17 protein-coding genes and 3 pseudogenes are annotated in these 17,191 nt (G+C 34.7%); 2 read left to right on the top strand and 18 right to left on the bottom strand.

What is annotated here, in order from left to right; genetic code table 11:
* Positions 1-10 precede the first annotated feature (10 nt).
* The 8 genes from rplV to ansB form a co-directional block, all read right to left on the bottom strand.
* Positions 11-343 carry a 50S ribosomal protein L22 gene (gene rplV / locus HMPREF1052_RS03235; protein WP_005539363.1) on the bottom strand — a complete coding sequence of 111 codons (333 nt, stop codon included), beginning with the start codon at positions 341-343 and terminating at the stop codon, positions 11-13.
* Between the two features lie 10 nt (positions 344-353).
* Positions 354-629: a 30S ribosomal protein S19 gene (rpsS, locus tag HMPREF1052_RS03230; protein WP_005539416.1), complete on the bottom strand. Its 276-nt coding sequence runs from the start codon at positions 627-629 to the stop codon at positions 354-356.
* 24 nt (positions 630-653) lie between these two features.
* A complete protein-coding gene (rplB, locus tag HMPREF1052_RS03225; RefSeq protein ID WP_005759619.1) occupies positions 654-1,475 on the bottom strand; it encodes a 50S ribosomal protein L2 in 822 nt (273 codons plus the stop codon).
* A 20-nt stretch (positions 1,476-1,495) separates the two neighbouring features.
* Positions 1,496-1,801, bottom strand: a complete 306-nt coding sequence (gene rplW / locus HMPREF1052_RS03220; RefSeq protein WP_005759606.1) for a 50S ribosomal protein L23 — start codon at positions 1,799-1,801, stop codon at positions 1,496-1,498.
* Positions 1,798-2,400, bottom strand: a complete 603-nt coding sequence (rplD, locus tag HMPREF1052_RS03215; protein ID WP_005759627.1) for a 50S ribosomal protein L4 — start codon at positions 2,398-2,400, stop codon at positions 1,798-1,800. The genes rplW and rplD overlap by 4 nt, the downstream gene beginning before the upstream one ends.
* A gap of 15 nt (positions 2,401-2,415) precedes the next feature.
* Complete coding sequence (gene rplC, locus HMPREF1052_RS03210) at positions 2,416-3,042, bottom strand: 50S ribosomal protein L3 (protein ID WP_005759592.1); 627 nt, start codon at positions 3,040-3,042, stop codon at positions 2,416-2,418.
* Positions 3,043-3,058: 16 nt separating this feature from the next.
* Positions 3,059-3,370: a 30S ribosomal protein S10 gene (gene rpsJ / locus HMPREF1052_RS03205; RefSeq protein WP_001181005.1), complete on the bottom strand. Its 312-nt coding sequence runs from the start codon at positions 3,368-3,370 to the stop codon at positions 3,059-3,061.
* Between the two features lie 308 nt (positions 3,371-3,678).
* Positions 3,679-4,728 carry an L-asparaginase 2 gene (ansB, locus tag HMPREF1052_RS03200; protein ID WP_005759588.1) on the bottom strand — a complete coding sequence of 350 codons (1,050 nt, stop codon included), beginning with the start codon at positions 4,726-4,728 and terminating at the stop codon, positions 3,679-3,681.
* A gap of 190 nt (positions 4,729-4,918) precedes the next feature.
* On the opposite strand from ansB, the gene dusA reads away from it, so the two are divergent.
* Positions 4,919-5,896, top strand: coding sequence for a tRNA dihydrouridine(20/20a) synthase DusA (gene dusA, locus HMPREF1052_RS03195; RefSeq protein WP_005759622.1), 978 nt, complete (start codon positions 4,919-4,921; stop codon positions 5,894-5,896).
* A gap of 76 nt (positions 5,897-5,972) precedes the next feature.
* On the opposite strand, the gene asnA is transcribed toward dusA, so the two are convergent.
* Positions 5,973-6,965, bottom strand: coding sequence for an aspartate--ammonia ligase (gene asnA / locus HMPREF1052_RS03190; protein ID WP_005759603.1), 993 nt, complete (start codon positions 6,963-6,965; stop codon positions 5,973-5,975).
* A gap of 172 nt (positions 6,966-7,137) precedes the next feature.
* Here asnA and asnC point away from each other — a divergent pair, with 172 nt between their 5' ends.
* The gene (gene asnC / locus HMPREF1052_RS03185) at positions 7,138-7,590 is read left to right on the top strand and encodes a transcriptional regulator AsnC (protein ID WP_005759648.1); all 453 of its coding nucleotides are present in this window, start codon (positions 7,138-7,140) and stop codon (positions 7,588-7,590) included.
* Between the two features lie 73 nt (positions 7,591-7,663).
* Here asnC and HMPREF1052_RS03180 read toward each other — a convergent pair whose 3' ends face one another.
* The 9 genes and pseudogenes from HMPREF1052_RS03180 to HMPREF1052_RS03140 all read right to left on the bottom strand — a co-directional run bounded on the left by HMPREF1052_RS03180 (position 7,664) and on the right by HMPREF1052_RS03140 (position 16,997).
* The gene (locus HMPREF1052_RS03180) at positions 7,664-8,422 is read right to left on the bottom strand and encodes a DeoR/GlpR family DNA-binding transcription regulator (protein WP_040596233.1); all 759 of its coding nucleotides are present in this window, start codon (positions 8,420-8,422) and stop codon (positions 7,664-7,666) included.
* A 73-nt stretch (positions 8,423-8,495) separates the two neighbouring features.
* Positions 8,496-9,479 carry a tripartite tricarboxylate transporter substrate binding protein gene (locus tag HMPREF1052_RS03175; RefSeq protein WP_005759614.1) on the bottom strand — a complete coding sequence of 328 codons (984 nt, stop codon included), beginning with the start codon at positions 9,477-9,479 and terminating at the stop codon, positions 8,496-8,498.
* A 22-nt stretch (positions 9,480-9,501) separates the two neighbouring features.
* The gene (locus tag HMPREF1052_RS03170) at positions 9,502-10,995 is read right to left on the bottom strand and encodes a tripartite tricarboxylate transporter permease (RefSeq protein ID WP_005759652.1); all 1,494 of its coding nucleotides are present in this window, start codon (positions 10,993-10,995) and stop codon (positions 9,502-9,504) included.
* Positions 10,996-11,009: 14 nt separating this feature from the next.
* Entirely contained in the window at positions 11,010-11,486 is a 477-nt protein-coding gene (locus tag HMPREF1052_RS03165) for a tripartite tricarboxylate transporter TctB family protein (protein WP_005759636.1), read from the bottom strand.
* A gap of 208 nt (positions 11,487-11,694) precedes the next feature.
* A pseudogene (locus HMPREF1052_RS03160) lies at positions 11,695-12,848 on the bottom strand (iron-containing alcohol dehydrogenase).
* Between the two features lie 12 nt (positions 12,849-12,860).
* Positions 12,861-13,835 (bottom strand): hydroxyacid dehydrogenase, encoded by a 975-nt coding sequence (locus tag HMPREF1052_RS03155; RefSeq protein ID WP_005759623.1) that lies wholly within the window; start codon positions 13,833-13,835, stop codon positions 12,861-12,863.
* A 15-nt stretch (positions 13,836-13,850) separates the two neighbouring features.
* A pseudogene (locus HMPREF1052_RS03150) lies at positions 13,851-14,729 on the bottom strand (dihydrodipicolinate synthase family protein).
* An 18-nt stretch (positions 14,730-14,747) separates the two neighbouring features.
* A pseudogene (pdxA, locus tag HMPREF1052_RS03145) lies at positions 14,748-15,748 on the bottom strand (4-hydroxythreonine-4-phosphate dehydrogenase PdxA).
* A gap of 10 nt (positions 15,749-15,758) precedes the next feature.
* Positions 15,759-16,997, bottom strand: a complete 1,239-nt coding sequence (locus HMPREF1052_RS03140) for a four-carbon acid sugar kinase family protein (protein WP_005759635.1) — start codon at positions 16,995-16,997, stop codon at positions 15,759-15,761.
* Positions 16,998-17,191 lie beyond the last annotated feature (194 nt).

Genomic DNA, 17,191 nt, shown 5'->3' with positions numbered 1-17,191 from the left:
TCCTCTACGATTAACGATCTGACACAACCACAGTAATGTGGCTTGTACGTTTTAAAATACGATCTGCACGACCTTTAGCACGTGGCATTACACGTTTCATGCTAGGACCTTCATCTACGAAAATCTTCGCTACTTTAAGATCATCGATATCTGCACCGTCATTGTGCTCTGCATTAGCGATAGCAGATTCAAGCACTTTTTTAACTAAAGCAGAAGCTTTCTTGTTTGTATAAGTTAAAATTTCTAATGCTTGAGCTACCTTTTTACCGCGGATTAAATCCGCTACTAAGCGAGCTTTTTGAGCTGAAGTGCGAGCGTAACGATGTTTTGCAATTGTTTCCATCTTTTACCTCTTACTTCTTAGCTTTCTTATCCGCAGCGTGACCGCGGTATGTACGAGTCGGTGCAAATTCACCTAATTTATGTCCGATCATTTCATCAGAAACATAAACAGGAACGTGCTGACGACCATTATGGACTGCGATGGTCAAACCAATCATTGATGGAATGATCATTGAACGACGGGACCAAGTTTTAATTGGTTTTTTATCCCCGCTTTCCACCGCCTTCTCTACCTTCTTCAACAAGTGTAGGTCAAGGAAAGGACCTTTCTTGAGAGAACGTGGCATGGCTTATCCTCTTATTAATTTAAATTATTTACCACGACGACGTACGATATATTTATCTGTACGTTTGTTATGGCGAGTTTTCTTACCTTTGGTTTGAACGCCCCAAGGTGTTACTGGGTGTTTACCAAAGTTACGACCTTCACCACCACCGTGTGGGTGGTCTACTGGGTTCATTGCTGTACCACGAACTGTTGGGCGAATGCCTCTCCAGCGATTAGCACCAGCTTTACCTAGTACACGTAACATATGTTCTGAGTTACCAACTTCACCAATAGTAGCTGTACACTCAGCTAATACTTTACGCATTTCGCCTGAACGAAGACGTAAAGTTACATAATTACCTTCACGAGCGATGATTTGTACATACGCACCAGCTGAACGAGCGATTTGACCGCCTTTACCTGGTTTTAATTCAACGTTGTGTACTGTCGAACCAACTGGAATATTACGCATTGGTAATGAGTTACCAACTTTAATAGGCACATTTACACCAGCTTGGATTTCATCACCTGCAGAAAGACCTTTAGGTGCTAAGATATAACGGCGTTCACCATCTTTATAAAGCACTAAAGCAATATTTGCAGAGCGATTTGGATCATATTCAAGACGCTCAACAACCGCTGGGATATCTAACTTGTTACGTTTGAAATCGATTAAACGGTAATGTTGTTTATGACCACCACCAATATGACGGGTAGTGATACGTCCTAAATTATTACGACCACCTGATTTAGATTTAGTATCTAATAAAGGTGCGTAAGGTTTGCCCTTATGTAATTCAGGGTTTACGATTTTAACAACGTGACGACGACCAGCGGAGGTCGGCTTACATTTAACGATAGCCATTTATTAATTCTCCTCCGTTATTACTCTGTAGTGCCTTCAACGAAGTCCAATTCTTGGCCTTCTGCAAGGGTTACATAAGCTTTTTTCCAGTCACTGCGACGTCCTGTTTTAGCACCGCGACGTTTAGTTTTACCTTTAACTACAACGGTACGAACAGAATCCACTTTAACTTCAAATAATTGAGCTACTGCATCAGCAATCTCAACTTTATTTGCATCTAATGCAACTTTGAAAACTATAGTGTTTGACTTCTCAGCGTTATTTGTTGCTTTCTCAGAGACATGCGGTGCTTTAAGCACTTTTAACAAACGTTCTTGTTGACTCACGCTAACATCTCCTCAATTTGTTTTACAGCATCAACGGTAACAACCACTTTATTGAAAGCAATTAAGCTAACAGGGTCGATACTTTGAACATCACGAACATCCACTTTATATAAGTTACGTGCTGCTAAGAATAGATTTTCATCTAAACTTGCTGTAATGATTAACACATCTTCAAGTGCTAAATCTTTTAATTTTTGAACTAAAACTTTAGTTTTTGGTGCGTCGATTTCGAATCTTTCCACAACAACCAAACGGTCTTGACGAACTAATTCAGAAAGGATGCTTTTGATTGCACCACGGTACATTTTTTTGTTCACTTTTTGGATATGATCTTGTGGTTTAGCCGCGAAGGTTATACCACCAGAACGCCAAATTGGTGATTTAATATCACCAGAACGAGCACGACCTGTACCTTTTTGACGCCAAGGTTTTTTACCTGAACCAGACACTTCAGCACGAGTTTTTTGAGCGCGTGAACCTTGACGAGCAGCTGCTGCATATGCAACAACAACTTGGTGAATTAACGCTTCATTGAACTCACGTCCGAAGGTAGTTTCAGAAACAGCTAGTGCATTTGCACCTACAACTTGTAATTCCATCTCTATCTCCTAGACTTATGCTTTAATTGCTGGTTTTACGATAACATCACTATTAGTTGCACCTGGAACAGCACCTTTAACTAATAATAATTTACGCTCAGCATCTACACGAACAACTTCAAGTGATTGAACAGTTACACGTTCAGCACCTAAATGTCCTGCCATTTTTTTACCTTTAAACACACGACCTGGAGTTTGGTTTTGACCAATAGAACCAAGTACACGATGTGATAAAGAGTTACCATGTGTAGCATCTTGAGTACGGAAGTTCCAACGTTTAACACCACCTTGGAAACCTTTACCTTTAGAAGTACCAGTAACATCAACTTTTTTAACATCTGCGAAGATGTCAACATTAATTTCTTGACCTAAAGTGAATTCTTCACCTTCAGTACGAAATTCCCATAAACCGCGACCAGCTTCAACACCTGCTTTCACGAAATGACCCGCTTCTGGCTTAGTTACACGACTTGCTTTTTTTGAGCCAGTTGTAACTTGAACAGCAGTATAGCCATCGTTTTCAAGAGTTTTAACTTGAGTTACGCGGTTGGCTTCGATTTCGATAACGGTAACTGGAATAGACACGCCTTCTTCAGTGAAGATGCGAGTCATACCAACTTTACGACCGACTAAACCAATCATTGTAATAACCTCTTAATTAACCTAGGCTGATCTGCACGTCAACGCCGGCAGCTAAATCTAAACGCATTAATGCATCAACAGTTTTTTCTGTTGGCTCAACAATATCAACTAAACGTTTGTGAGTACGGATTTCATATTGATCACGTGCATCTTTGTTCACGTGTGGAGAAATCAATACAGTGAAACGTTCTTTACGAGTTGGTAAAGGAATTGGACCACGAACTTGTGCACCAGTACGTTTAGCTGTTTCTACGATCTCCGCAGTAGATTGATCGATCAAGCGATGATCAAAAGCTTTTAAGCGGATACGGATTCTTTGGTTCTGCATTAGACCAGAGCTCCAATAATTTTAGCTAATAAAAAACTGACACCATCACCTTTTAACTTCTAAATAAAAGGGAAGTGCAGCAGACCTATTTAGTTTCCAAATCGGAAACATTGTTATGTGTTACTATAATATAACACTCATTCAATAAATGATTACATTGAATGGCCCCATATTGAGAGCTGGGCAATTATACTGAAAAGCTTTAATTAACGCAAGTTTATTTTATGCATTAAATAAAAAGTGCGGTAAAAGTTTTTAAAATTTAAACCGCACTTTTCTATATTTTTCTAGAAATCACATTAAACTTATTAGAAGTCTTCAAAATCTTGTTGAATTTGCTCAATATTATGTGATTGACTTAAAGCCAATTGTAATAATACGCGGGCTTTTTGTGGATTTAAGGTACCCGCTGCGGCAAATCCATATTTGCTATCATCCACTTCTGCATTACGGGTAGTATAACCTGTAGGCACACGAGAAGAACGCACTACAGCAACTCCCTCTTTAGAGGCTTTTTCCAACATATTTAAAGTCGCTTCATTCATGTTACCATTACCTACGCCTGCAACAACAATGCCTTTGTATCCAGCATCAAGTAAAGCTTTAAGAGGTTCAGTTGGCATATTAGCATAGGCATAAATAATTCCAACTTTTGGCAATGCAGTTAATGTATCCACTTTAAATGGAGTCATTAATGTATGTTTACTTTCTGGCGAACGTTCATAATCGACCTTACTATTATGTACATAACCTAATGATCCAAAATTTGGAGAATTAAAGGTTTCCACAGCTGTTGTACTGGTTTTAGTAACATCTCGGGCGCCTAATACTTTGTCATTCATTGCCACAACGACCCCTCGTCCAGCAGTTTTCTTATCTGTTGCCACTACTACAGCATTATATAAATTTAACGGACCATCGGCACTTTTTTCAGTAGCAGGGCGCATCGCTCCGACAAGAACAACTGGCTTATCACATTTCACTGTTAAATCTAAGAAATACGCAGTTTCCTCCATGGTATCTGTTCCATGAGTAATAACAAAACCATCTGTATCTTTACATTGTTGATTAATGGTTTTCGCTAATTTTAACCATACGTCATCGCTCATATCTTGAGAACCAATATTAACAACTTGTTCTCCTTTAATGTTTGCTAATTGCTGCATTTCTGGTACAGCTTCTATGAGAGTTTGTACAGTTAATTGGCCCGCTTTATATTCACTACTCACAGCAGTTTTACCACCACCAGCAATTGTACCGCCTGTTGCTAAAATAGTAATATTAGGTAATTCTGCTGCATTTGCCATGGTTACCCCTAGACCAAATGCTATCGCCGTCATAACTTTATTTAATTTCATAAAATACTCCTTTTGTAGTATATGATTATATTTCGCACTTAAATTTATTAAGTTATTTTATGAAAATCAATAGGTAAATATATATATCATTCTCAATCTAACTTATAATTGGAAAAAACTTATTTTTTATCAAATTAGTGCTTTATCAATACTAAATTCTTTAATATAACTTCAATAAGTCATTAACATTATGCCTCAAACAACTTTCTATCGTGGTCGTTTCTCAGTTGCACCGATGTTGGATTGGACAACACGCCACTGTCGCTATTTTCATCGTCAATTTAGTCAGCATGCTTTGCTTTATACCGAAATGGTCACTGCACCTGCGATTATTTATGCAAAATATGATCATTTAGATTTTGATCTATCTGAAAACCCCGTAGCATTACAATTAGGTGGCAGTGATCCAGAGCAATTACAGCACTGTGCCAAACTTGCACAAGAACGTGGTTATACTGAAGTAAATCTCAATGTGGGTTGCCCTTCTGATCGTGTACAAAACGGCATGTTTGGTGCCTGTTTAATGGCAAAATCAGATCTCGTTGCTGAATGTGTAGAATCAATGCAAAAAGTCGTAGATATTCCTGTTACAGTCAAAACACGTATTGGTATTGATGAGCTTGATAGTTATGAATTTCTCTGTGAATTCATTGAAAAAGTTCATGCCAAAGGTTGTAATGAATTTATTGTACATGCACGTAAAGCCTGGTTATCGGGATTAAGCCCGAAAGAAAATCGAGAAATTCCACCACTCAACTATGAACGAGTGTATCAACTGAAACGTGATTTCCCACAATTAAAAATTAGTATTAATGGCGGAATTAAAACTATTGAAGAAATACTCACCCACTTACAATATGTAGATGGAGTAATGGTTGGTCGTGAGGCGTATCAAAACCCTTCTTTATTAGGAAAAATTGATCAGGCATTATTTGATCCTAACGCACCTATTATTACGGCACGAGAAGCAGTAGAAAAAATGCTCCCTTATATTGAGCAACAACTTTCTCAAGGTATTTTTTTAAACCATATCGCCCGTCATATGTTAGGGGCTTTTCAAAATTGTAAAGGGGCAAGACAATGGCGTCGCCATCTCAGTGAAAATACACATAAGCAAGGTGCAGGTATTGAAATCGTTACGCAAGCATTAAGCTTTATTGAAGAATAAACCACTAAATATAAAAAGTGCGGTAAAAATTTTTAAAATTTAAACCGCACTTTTTATTTAAATAATGAGTAAGTTATTACAAAATATTTTCAAACTCATCCATCACTTGTTTTGGCCATACACTTGATTGTACTTCACCAATATGGTGTTTTTGTAATAATAACATGGCTAAACGAGATTGACCGATACCGCCGCCGATGGAAAGTGGTAAACGACCATTAATTAAATCTTGATGCCAATCAAATTTTAAACGATCTTCATCCTGAGTAATTGCTAACTGTTTACGTAATGCCGTTTCATCTACACGAATCCCCATTGAAGAAAGCTCAAAAGCACGACCTAATACAGGGTTCCACACTAAAATATCACCATTTAAGCCTTTATAATCACCTTTAGATGGTGTCGTCCAATCATCGTAGTCTGGAGCACGGCCATCATGTGGTTTACCATCAGACAATACTCCACCTATACCAATTAAAAATACTGCACCATATTTTTCACATAATGCATTCTCACGTTGTTTATCGTTCATACCTGGATAAAGCGCTGGCAAATCTTCCGTATGAATAAAAGTAATTTCTTTTGGTAAAAATGCTTTTAAACCGTATTTAGCATCAACTGCGGCTTCAGTTTCTAAGATAGCTGAATAAATTGAACGTACTGTTTCTTTTAAATAGCTAAGATTACGTTTGCCCGTAGGAATAACTTTTTCCCAGTCCCATTGATCCACATAAACAGAGTGAGTTTGATCTAAACTATCTTCATCTGGACGTAATGCTTTCATATGAACAAATAAACCTTCACCTTCCGCAAAACCAAAACGTGCTAATGTATGACGTTTCCATTTGGCTAAAGAATGAACTACTTCAAAAGTCGCATTTGTGATCATCTTCACATTTACTTGCACTGCTTTCTCTGTTCCTGAAAGATTATCTTGAATACCATTACCCACTTGGCTTAGGATAGGACCTTGAACCTCTACGACCCCTAAATGTTCTGCTAATTTTTCAGTGAATGTATTTTTTGCGAAACTAATTTCTTGTTGCTGTAAAATAAATGATTTTTTCATTTTATAAAACCTTATAATGAGTAATTGGTGCATTGTTAAATAATGCTTGTTGCATATTATTCAACATAAAAAACATAAAACTCAATACTTTCAATTAAAAATTCGCTATAATACAAACATTCAACAAAAAACAACCTTTTTAATTAAATAAAATCTAAAACAGGATACATTTATGTACACAATTGACAGTTTAGATCAACAAATCCTCAGAGTTCTTACCAAGGACGCAAGAACTCCATACGCAGAAATGGCTAAAAATTTCGGTGTAAGCCCTGGGACTATTCATGTCCGTGTAGAAAAAATGCGTCAATCAGGCATTATTGAAGGAACAAAAGTGCGTATTGATGAACGTAAACTTGGTTATGATGTATGTTGCTTTATTGGGATTATACTCAAAAGTGCAAAAGATTATGACAAGGTTATCAAGAAACTAGAAACCTTTGATGAAGTGGTTGAAGCCTACTATACGACAGGTAACTATAGTATTTTCATTAAAGTAATGACCCATACCATTGCCGAACTTCATTCTGTATTAGCGACGAAAATTCAGCTAATTGATGAAATTCAATCAACAGAAACCTTAATTTCAATGCAAAATCCAATTTTGCGAGATATTAAGCCTTAGTATCCGATAGGTATAAAATAAAAGTGCGGTTAATTTTTCAAAAATTTAACCGAACTTTTTTATTAGCTATAATCTAATCAACGAAAATTGCTGATAAATTGAGATCATTGAGCAATTTCTGTTGTTCTATATTTAATCCACTATCTGTAATGATATCTGTAAGCTGATCTAAATCGGCAATTTTAAATAAAGAACATCGTCCGTATTTACTACTGTCTGCAACCAATACTCTTCTTTTTGCATTTTGTAGCAAACATCTTTTTAGATTTGCCTTATCTTCGGTTGGAGCGGTGATTCCTCTCTCAACAGACCAAGAATTACAGCTCACAAAAGCAAAATCAGGATTAATATTATTTAAAAGTGCTAATCCATGTTGTCCAATACAGGATTGGCTACTTTTATCAATAGCGCCACCAGTCACAACTACATCAATTTGCTTATAATCTGATAGTAATAATGCAATATGTAAATCGTTAGTGATCACTCGCAAAGGAATATTAACTAATTTTTTAGCAATACATAATGTTGTTGTCCCTGCATCTAATAATACAGAATCACCTGGTGAAATTAATGATACCGCATAATCAGCAATTTGTTCTTTCTCAAGCACATGCTGATATTGTTTTTCATTTGTTGTCGGCTGATATGGAAAAAAATCTCTTAAGCTAACACCGCCATGTGTGCGATTAATTACACCTTCATTATCTAACTTAATTAAATCTCGACGAATAGTTGCAGGTGACGAATTAGTCACTTTCACTAATTGCTCAACAGTTGCCATATTATGGCTTCTTAAAAACAACTTAATGGCATTCTGTCTTTCTACTGACATAATACTCTCTCCCAACTTCATCTTCTTATATAAAAAACGCCTGAAAAATCAGGCGTTATTTGTTCTCAGTAGATTAATTATTCACTAAATCTTTATTGGTTTCAAATTGTTTTAATGTATCATCAAGATGTTTAATTAAATCTTGAGTACCAACAAAGGTTGGAGACACACTATATGCCTCTTCTGTTTTTTTACGGAAATCTGCATTTTCAACTACTTTTTTCATTGCAGCTTCCATTTTAGCTACTATTTTTGCATCAGTACCTTTAGGGAAACTCAAGAAATAATAACGTTCAGCATTCCAATCAAAACCTTGTTCTTTTTCTGTAGGAACATTAGGGAATAATTTATTACGTTCGTTATTAATGGTAGCTAAAGCGATAAAGTCACCAGAATCAAAATAAGACTTCATTACGCCATAAGGGTTAACATTCACATCAATTTTACCTGCTAGTAGTGCAGCATTGCGATCACTACCACCACCAGCATCTACAATATTAAAATCAATACCTGTATTTTGTTCTAACACTCGACCTAAGTAGTATGAGTAACCACCAACAGAAGATGCATAAAGTACTTTACCTGGCTCAGCTTTTGCTTTTTCAACTAAATCTTTTAAATTCTTTAAACCACTTTTTGCATTTGCAGCAATAACATAAGAATCATCAACAATGGTTGCAGCGACAGGCGATAATGCTTCATGAGCTTGTTGTGACAAACCAACAGCTTTATTTGTTAACATTGACTCATGAAAAAATAGGGCAGTATAACCATCTGGATTTGCAGCTACAACTTGTTTCATACCAGCATTACCATTAGCACCAGATACGTTATTTACAATAATACGTGTACCTAATTCTTTCTCTAAGTGGCTTGCTAAATTACGTGCATGAAAGTCAGTATCACCACCAGCACCAAATGGTACCACAAGAGAGATTGTTTTTTTCGGCCAACCATCATCTGAAGTACTAGTTTGTGCAGTTTCTGATTTTTTATCACACCCTACTAGACCAAAACCGAGTACACCAGCACAAATTAAACTCATTACTTTTTTCATAGAAAACTCTCCTTAGGAAATTCTAGTTACGTTTTTTCATTCTTGATCTCACTGCAAAAATAATTACTAATGCAGTTAAGACAAAAAATGTTGCGGCAATTGGTGTTTTAAAAAATGCTGTAAAGTCACCTTGTGAGAACATTAATCCTCGTCTTAAATTTAATTCAGCCAAAGGTCCAATGATGAAGCCTAAAATAAATGGTGCTGCAGGAATCGATAATTTGTAAAAACTAAAACCAATAATACCGAATAATACTGTCGCCCATACATCAAAGAAATTATTTCTTACACCAAATGCACCAATGATACAGAATAAGAAAATTGCAGGAAGGAGGAAATGTTTTGGAATCGCTAAGATCTTAGTAAATAATCTTAATCCATAAAATTCCATAATGAACATTACCACTGAACCAAATAACATTGCGACGAAAATCGCATAAACAGTACTTACATTTTCTGTAAACATTAGTGGACCAGGAATAATGCCATGTAATGTCAAACCACCTAATAAAATTGCAGTTACAGTATCTCCTGGGATTCCTAAAGCTAATAATGGAACTAACGCACCACCAATAGCAGCATTATTAGAAGATTCTGATGCTACAACGCCATCCATAATACCTGTACCATATTTTTCAGGATGTTTAGAAATTGATTTAGAAACAGTATAAGCCATTACATTAGCTGCACCACCGCCAATACCAGGTAATATGCCTATACCTGTACCTAATGATGAACAGACAAAAAAGTTCTTAGTTTGAGCAAAAAATTCTTTAACTGAGAATCCTAAACCTTTTTCCATACGAATTGCTGTAATAACTTGTTGATTTTGTTTTTCAGTTTTTACAGTATCTGCTTTTGCAATAATTTCATTAATTGCAAATAAACCAATTAATACAGGTAACACATCAAAACCATAAGCAATTTCTTCTGAACCAAATGTGAAACGATTTACAGAAGCAATACTATCCATACCGACAGTTGCGAACATACATCCCATTAACCCTGAGATTAGGCCTTTCCAAATATTATCGCCAGATAAACCAACCAGCATACTTAAAGAGAAAAGAGCTACTGCAAAATATTCATATGCTCCAAATTTAATTGCAATTTTAGCTAAAACAGGTGAAAGGAAAATCAACACAATAGTTGAAAAAATCGTACCTAAAAAAGAGAACGTAACTCCAGCGCCTAATGCTTTAAATGCTTGATTACGTTTCGTCATAGGATATCCATCAAAACAAGTCGCAATTGATGAAGGTGTGCCAGGAATACCTGTTAATATGGCAGTAATTAAACCACCTGATATACCCCCAATATAAAGTGCAATTAATAAAATAACAGCCATATTAGGATCTAACGCATAAGTAATAGGTAAAAATAAGGCTAATGCCATAGTAGCCGATAATCCTGGGACCGAACCGAAAATGATACCTACGAATACACCACCCAATAAACACATTAAGCCCGTCGTAGTAAATAAGGAGGATACTCCTTGTAGTAATAACTCAAACATAAATTATCTCTCCTTTAAAATAGGAATCCAGAAGGCATGGTTAAGTTCAAATAATAACTAAATAAGAAATATGCAATAACAGGTAGTACAATAGAAAAAATTACATAAATAATGATATTTTTCTTAATATATAATGGAGTTAATAACCAAGATAAACAGAATAAAAATGGAATTGAAGTTATAATAAATCCAACATACTGCATTAATAGAACATAAATAAATACAAGACCAATAACCGCAAAAATACGCTTCCAATCTGTTTCTTTATTCTCATATATAACATTCGTTTTTTGAATTTTAATAAATGATGTAATCATTAATATAACTGCAGTAATTAACAAAAATATACCGTAAATTTTAGGCATGAAATCTGCTTCAACACTGACCAGATTTTTTGTTTCAATTTGAAAGGCACTAATTAAATAAAATAGTGCAACAAAGAAAAATATAAACCCCGCTAGGAAATTTTTATCCGAGATATATTTCTTCATTGTGATATCTCCTATTAATCTAAGATTTAGTATTCAACATAATGATTAAAAAAAATCATTTAAAAAAATTCTATATTAATAGACTAATTAAAAATGAGATCAAGCTCTCATTTTTAATAAATTTGATTAAAATAAATCATTATGATTATTAACAACAATTAATTTATAAAAAAATAGCGATGATACTTCACCGCTATTTCATTAATTATTACATAATTTTTTTATAGATTTCTTTAATATCCTGTTTAGTCATTTCTCTTGGATTATTATCTAATAAACGTCTCACAGAATAGCCCGCATCTACTAATTCATCTAATACTTCATCTGTGATGCCAACTGCTTTTAAATCACATTTAATATTTAAATCACGAATTAATGCATATAGTTCTTCAATCATCACTTCAGCAGCTTCACGAGGAGAGATATTATCAACATTCAACCCCATTGTTTTTGCAATAATGGCAAATTTATCTACACAAGCTTCCAAATTAAATTTCATGACATCAGGTAATAAAATTGCATTAGATAAACCATGAGGAATATGATATTTACCCCTAATGGATAAGATAATGCATGGACTGCAACTGTACTTGAGGTTGCAATACTTGCACCACCTAAATATGAGCCTAATAGCATATTTTCACGGGCTTGTAGATTTTGACCATCGTTATAAGCAATACGAATACTTTTTGCAATTAACTCAATTGCTTTTAATGCAAACATTTCTGTAAATGGGCTACATTTTTTAGAAATATAACATTCCACTGCATGACATAATGCATCAATACCAGTATTAGCAGTAATATGTTTTGGTAAACCTATAGTCATTTTAGGATCTAAAATTACACAGTTAGGTAACATTTTTTCATCAACAATACCGACTTTAAGTTCTCTTTCAGGTACTAATACAATTGAGTTTTGTGTTGCTTCCGAACCAGTACCTGACGTAGTTGGTATCATTAATGTAGGAATACCACGATTCTTAAATTTAGATTTACCATCTACTACATCACGTAATAACACATTATTATTAAGTAAAATCGCAACTAATTTTGCAGTATCCATTGCACTACCACCACCTATTCCAATGATCATTTGAGCATTGAATTGTGTTGCAGTTTTATAAATATCATTTACCTTATCAACAGGTGGTTCAGGAGGAGTATCATTAATGATATATACATTGATACCTGCTTTTTCTAATAATGCTTTTGGTTCATTAATTAAACCTGCATTAAAAACACCTTGGTCAGTAATGATAACCACATTAGTTACATCAAAGCTTTTTACAACATCAGCTATTTGAAGAATACTATCCACACCTGCGATTACTTTATTTGTATGAAATAAAGAATATGTCATTTTATTAAATCCTTATTTATTCCATCTCGGATGATTATAGACTTCTGGATTACAAACATAAGACCATCTTTCACCATTAATTACAGCGATAACACCTTCTGCTGCCATAGTTGCGACACCTGATGCAGCCTCTTTTGTTTGTCCTGCCATATGCGGAGAAACAATTACATTATTTAATTTAAATAATGATGAATTAATATCTATTGGTTCATGAGCAAATACATCTAACCCCGCACTATGAATTTTTCCTTCTTGTAGTACTTTCGTAAGTGCTTCTTCATTAATTACTTCACCACGAGCACAATTAATTAAGATAGTATGCTCATTCATTAATTCAAATTCATGCTCTCCAATTAAGCTTCTTGTTTCATTTGTTAATGGCACATGAATAGAAATTACATGGGAATCACGGATCATATCATCTAAATTAGCGCAATAGAGATAACCTTCTTTCTCAATTGCTTCTTGTTTTACAAAAGGGTCATAAACTTTTACATTCATACCTATTGCTTTTGACATTTGTGCTAAAATTGAACCAATACGACCATAGCCAATTAATGCTAACGTTTTATGATTTAATTCATAAGCTTTATAGCTACTTCTAATATTAAAGTTGCCATTACGCTTTTCTTTATCTGAATGAACTATATCTTTTGCACAAGCAAACATTAAAGCAAATGCATGTTCTGCAACAGAACGTGTATTAGCGCCTGGAGCAATAACAACAGGAATACCTAATTCAGTAGCAGTTTTAACGTCAACGTCATCCACACCAACGCCAGGCCGACCAATTGCTTTTAAGTTTTTAGCTTGCAGCATAGTTTCTCTATTGATTGAACCAATACGAATAATTAAACCATCCGCATCTAATAACTCAGGCAACATTGCTTTTGGATTACCATCATTGGTAATTGCTACTTGTGCATTAACATCTTCTAATACTTTCATGCCATCATCATGTAAACGATGAGAAATAACAATTTTCATGAGCTTACTCTCTTATTAATCATATAATTTGAAAACTTCTTTTAATGCCTGATCAATCACTGGATTATTTGCACAATTAGATGGTTCTTTAGCAGGACCTGTTCCTAAGTTGCATAACTGAGCAGCACGTTTAACTACAGAATTAGGATTACCCATTTGCATTACATTACGGAAATCACGGATTTTTTTCTGTGCTTCATTTGCTTTCTCAAAATCACCTTGTTTCCAATATTCATAAATAGACACCATTAATTCAGGAAAAACATTTGAACACCCACTGATTGCACCTGTACCACCAGCTAATAATGTTCATAAAATCAGAGAGTCACTACCTGCCATAATACTTAAACGAGGATCAGTATTTTCAATATATTTCAGTGTATTATCAAAGTTACCACTACTATCTTTTACACCAATAATATTTTCAAATTGTGCTAATTTTTTTATAGTTTTAGCATCAATATTATTACCTGTACGTGCAGGAATGTTATACATTAAAATTGGTGCATTAACATTTTGTGCAATGGTTGCATAGTGGCGATATAAGTCATCTTGAGTTACAGCAATATAATAAGGAGAGACGATAGAAAGCACATCAACACCTAAGTCTATAACTTTTTTAGAAAATTCCACCGTTTCTTTTGTGGTTACACAACCTGTACCAGCATATACTGGTACTCGACCATTTGCAGCTTCTACCGCAACTTTAATAATTTCTAATTTTTCTGCTTCATTGAAACCATAGAATTCACCATTCGTCCCTAATGGAAAAATACCGTGAATACCAGCATTAATTAAGTAGTTAATATAATTTCTGTATGCACCTGGATTGAATTTTTCATTATCATCTAGCGCAGTAAGAACTGGGGCAATAATACCTTGAGGTTTAAACATAATAATCTCCTGACTAATTTATTGATTTGAATATTTAATATTTGACATTTTTGCACCTAAGAATAGTGCTTCGGTCATACTTCTACTATCAGCAGTGCCTTGACCAGCGATTGCAAAAGCTGTACCGTGATCAACTGATGTTCTAATAAATGGTAAGCCAGTGGTGACATTGACGCCTGTATCAAAACCAAGTAATTTAATTGGAATATGACCCTGATCGTGATACATCACTACTACCATATCAAATTCATCTAAATTTGCAGCTCTATGAAATACCGTATCTGGAGGGAGCGGGCCCATAACGTTAATACCTTTTTCTTGAGCGACTTTAACTGCAGGCAAAATTTCTTCTTCATCTTCATTACCAAATAAACCATGCTCCCCTGCATGAGCATTAAAACCTGCAACAGCAATACGAGGTTTATCAAAACCAAGCATTTTCGTATATTCTTGAGCAAGTTCAATCACAGTAAGCACACGTTCCTTTTTGATTAAATCACAAGCCTGACGCATAGAAACATGGGTGGTGACGTGAATTACGTTTAATTTCTCACTGGTGAGCATCATAGAAAAATCATTGGTGTGGCTAAGGTGTGCTAAGATTTCTGTATGCCCCGGAAACATTTTGCCTCCTGCATGAAGGGCTTCTTTATTCAAAGGTGCGGTCACAATCGCATGAATTTTGCCTTTTAAAGTTAAATCTACGGCACGTTCAATAAATTCATAAGCGGCTTTGCCTGCACGGGCATCAACTTTTGCAAAGGGAAGTTCAGCAGGTAAGTTATCTAAATCAATAACATCAATATAACCAAATTCACTTTGGTAATTATCAAGGTCTTCTACTTTACGTAATTTAAGATTGGATTTCACAATCGGTAATGCACGTTGCATAATTTTAAAATCACCGACTACTACAGGATGTGCTAAATCATAAATCGTTTATCCTCTAATGCCTTAATAATGACCTCAGGACCAATCCCAGCAGCATCGCCCATCGTAATACCTAAAATAGGTTTCATACACTACTCCTTAAATAAGATTTCTAATAATTTCAATTGTATTCTTTAATACTGAGATCGTTCCAAAACCACCCGCTTTTGTAACCACTGAAATATGGCTTAATAATGAGTTGAGAAAATATCCAAAAGGTACACCACTCTCTACCGCACCAACGATATGATAAGAATCCACACCTAATACTCTTGCCACCGCAATAGCGATATCACCACCAGTAAGAAATATGGCAGATAATTGGTAATTTTGTTTAACTAATAATTGTTTAGTTAATACTGATAATTTCACACAAATATAATCACCAAGTTCAGTTCTTGTCAGACCTAATTGATAGCCTAGTTCTTCTATATTATTACGTGCTTCAGCTGAACTATCTGTTTTTATAATGACATGTTTACCAAGTTTAAATTGTGCAACTGCCTGTTCAACAATAAGATGATGATATGATTCAGATGAAAGTAATTTTTTCATATCTAAGTCAAACATAAAGTAATCTTCATCATCACGAATATAATTTACTTGTTGATTTGTTATCTCGCTCATTGATGCCACAATAAATAGCATTGGTAGTTGTGTTTTTTCTATTGACATCACTCCAGCAAGACCTGAAGACCCAATAAGTAATACTTGAGGAATGCTATTAGCTAAATGGATAATTGTTTTTAAATCCTCAGTATCAACAGCATCAAAAGAAAAAATCACTTTCTGATGTTCTAAAATACTTTGATTAATTTTTTCAGCTAATATGATAGGTTGACGTAAATCACTTAACATAACTTCTACTACTGGAAGTTTAGTTTGAGCAGAAATAATCGTTTTAATATTTGATGAAATAACTGGAGTTTTTGGATCAGTCGCAAATTCTGTATCAATAAGCGGTTTATTATTCACATAACACATACCATTTTGAATTGAACGTCCAGCTTCAGGCAATGCAGAGCAAATAAAAGCTACTGAACCATTTATAGCATCCAAACTAGCTTCAATTTCTGCACCAATATTACCTCGCAAAGTTGAGTCAATCTTTTTATAAATAGGAACATCTTTATATATAGATAAAACCTGATTTACTCTACGTTTAGCTTCTTCCACAGATACAGCTCGACTATCCGTATTAAATACGACGACATCTGCATTTCCTGTATAATTTTTAGTAATATCCAGAACTACGTCTACTGATATTTTATTTTTGGCGAACTGAATTCCAGTATCATTTGCTCCTGTAAAATCATCTGCCAAAATTAATCTTTTCATATTCAACTCACATCATAAAAATTGAACTAAGTATAATTAATCTACCTAATATAAACTGTGAGATAGATCACATTAATGATTAATATAAATCAATATTGATTTATATTAATCATTAATGCTAATAAAAAACACATTTATTATGTGTTTATCATTTATACAAAATAAAAGTGCGGTTAAATTTTCGCAAATTTAAC

The sequence above is a fragment of the Pasteurella bettyae CCUG 2042 genome, from assembly GCF_000262245.1.
GTDB lineage: Bacteria > Pseudomonadota > Gammaproteobacteria > Enterobacterales > Pasteurellaceae > Basfia > Basfia bettyae.
This window is presented reverse-complemented; position numbering and strand designations above follow the sequence as displayed.

Coding starts and splice junctions, on each gene's coding strand:
- rplV (WP_005539363.1), bottom strand. CDS start 343: ATGGAAACAATTGCAAAACATCGTTACGCTCGCACTTCAGCTCAAAAA.
- rpsS (WP_005539416.1), bottom strand. CDS start 629: ATGCCACGTTCTCTCAAGAAAGGTCCTTTCCTTGACCTACACTTGTTG.
- rplB (WP_005759619.1), bottom strand. CDS start 1,475: ATGGCTATCGTTAAATGTAAGCCGACCTCCGCTGGTCGTCGTCACGTT.
- rplD (WP_005759627.1), bottom strand. CDS start 2,400: ATGGAATTACAAGTTGTAGGTGCAAATGCACTAGCTGTTTCTGAAACT.
- rplC (WP_005759592.1), bottom strand. CDS start 3,042: ATGATTGGTTTAGTCGGTCGTAAAGTTGGTATGACTCGCATCTTCACT.
- rpsJ (WP_001181005.1), bottom strand. CDS start 3,370: ATGCAGAACCAAAGAATCCGTATCCGCTTAAAAGCTTTTGATCATCGC.
- ansB (WP_005759588.1), bottom strand. CDS start 4,728: ATGAAATTAAATAAAGTTATGACGGCGATAGCATTTGGTCTAGGGGTA.
- dusA (WP_005759622.1), top strand. CDS start 4,919: ATGCCTCAAACAACTTTCTATCGTGGTCGTTTCTCAGTTGCACCGATG.
- asnA (WP_005759603.1), bottom strand. CDS start 6,965: ATGAAAAAATCATTTATTTTACAGCAACAAGAAATTAGTTTCGCAAAA.
- asnC (WP_005759648.1), top strand. CDS start 7,138: ATGTACACAATTGACAGTTTAGATCAACAAATCCTCAGAGTTCTTACC.
- HMPREF1052_RS03180 (WP_040596233.1), bottom strand. CDS start 8,422: ATGTCAGTAGAAAGACAGAATGCCATTAAGTTGTTTTTAAGAAGCCAT.
- HMPREF1052_RS03175 (WP_005759614.1), bottom strand. CDS start 9,479: ATGAAAAAAGTAATGAGTTTAATTTGTGCTGGTGTACTCGGTTTTGGT.
- HMPREF1052_RS03170 (WP_005759652.1), bottom strand. CDS start 10,995: ATGTTTGAGTTATTACTACAAGGAGTATCCTCCTTATTTACTACGACG.
- HMPREF1052_RS03165 (WP_005759636.1), bottom strand. CDS start 11,486: ATGAAGAAATATATCTCGGATAAAAATTTCCTAGCGGGGTTTATATTT.
- HMPREF1052_RS03155 (WP_005759623.1), bottom strand. CDS start 13,835: ATGAAAATTGTTATTTCTCATCGTTTACATGATGATGGCATGAAAGTA.
- HMPREF1052_RS03140 (WP_005759635.1), bottom strand. CDS start 16,997: ATGAAAAGATTAATTTTGGCAGATGATTTTACAGGAGCAAATGATACT.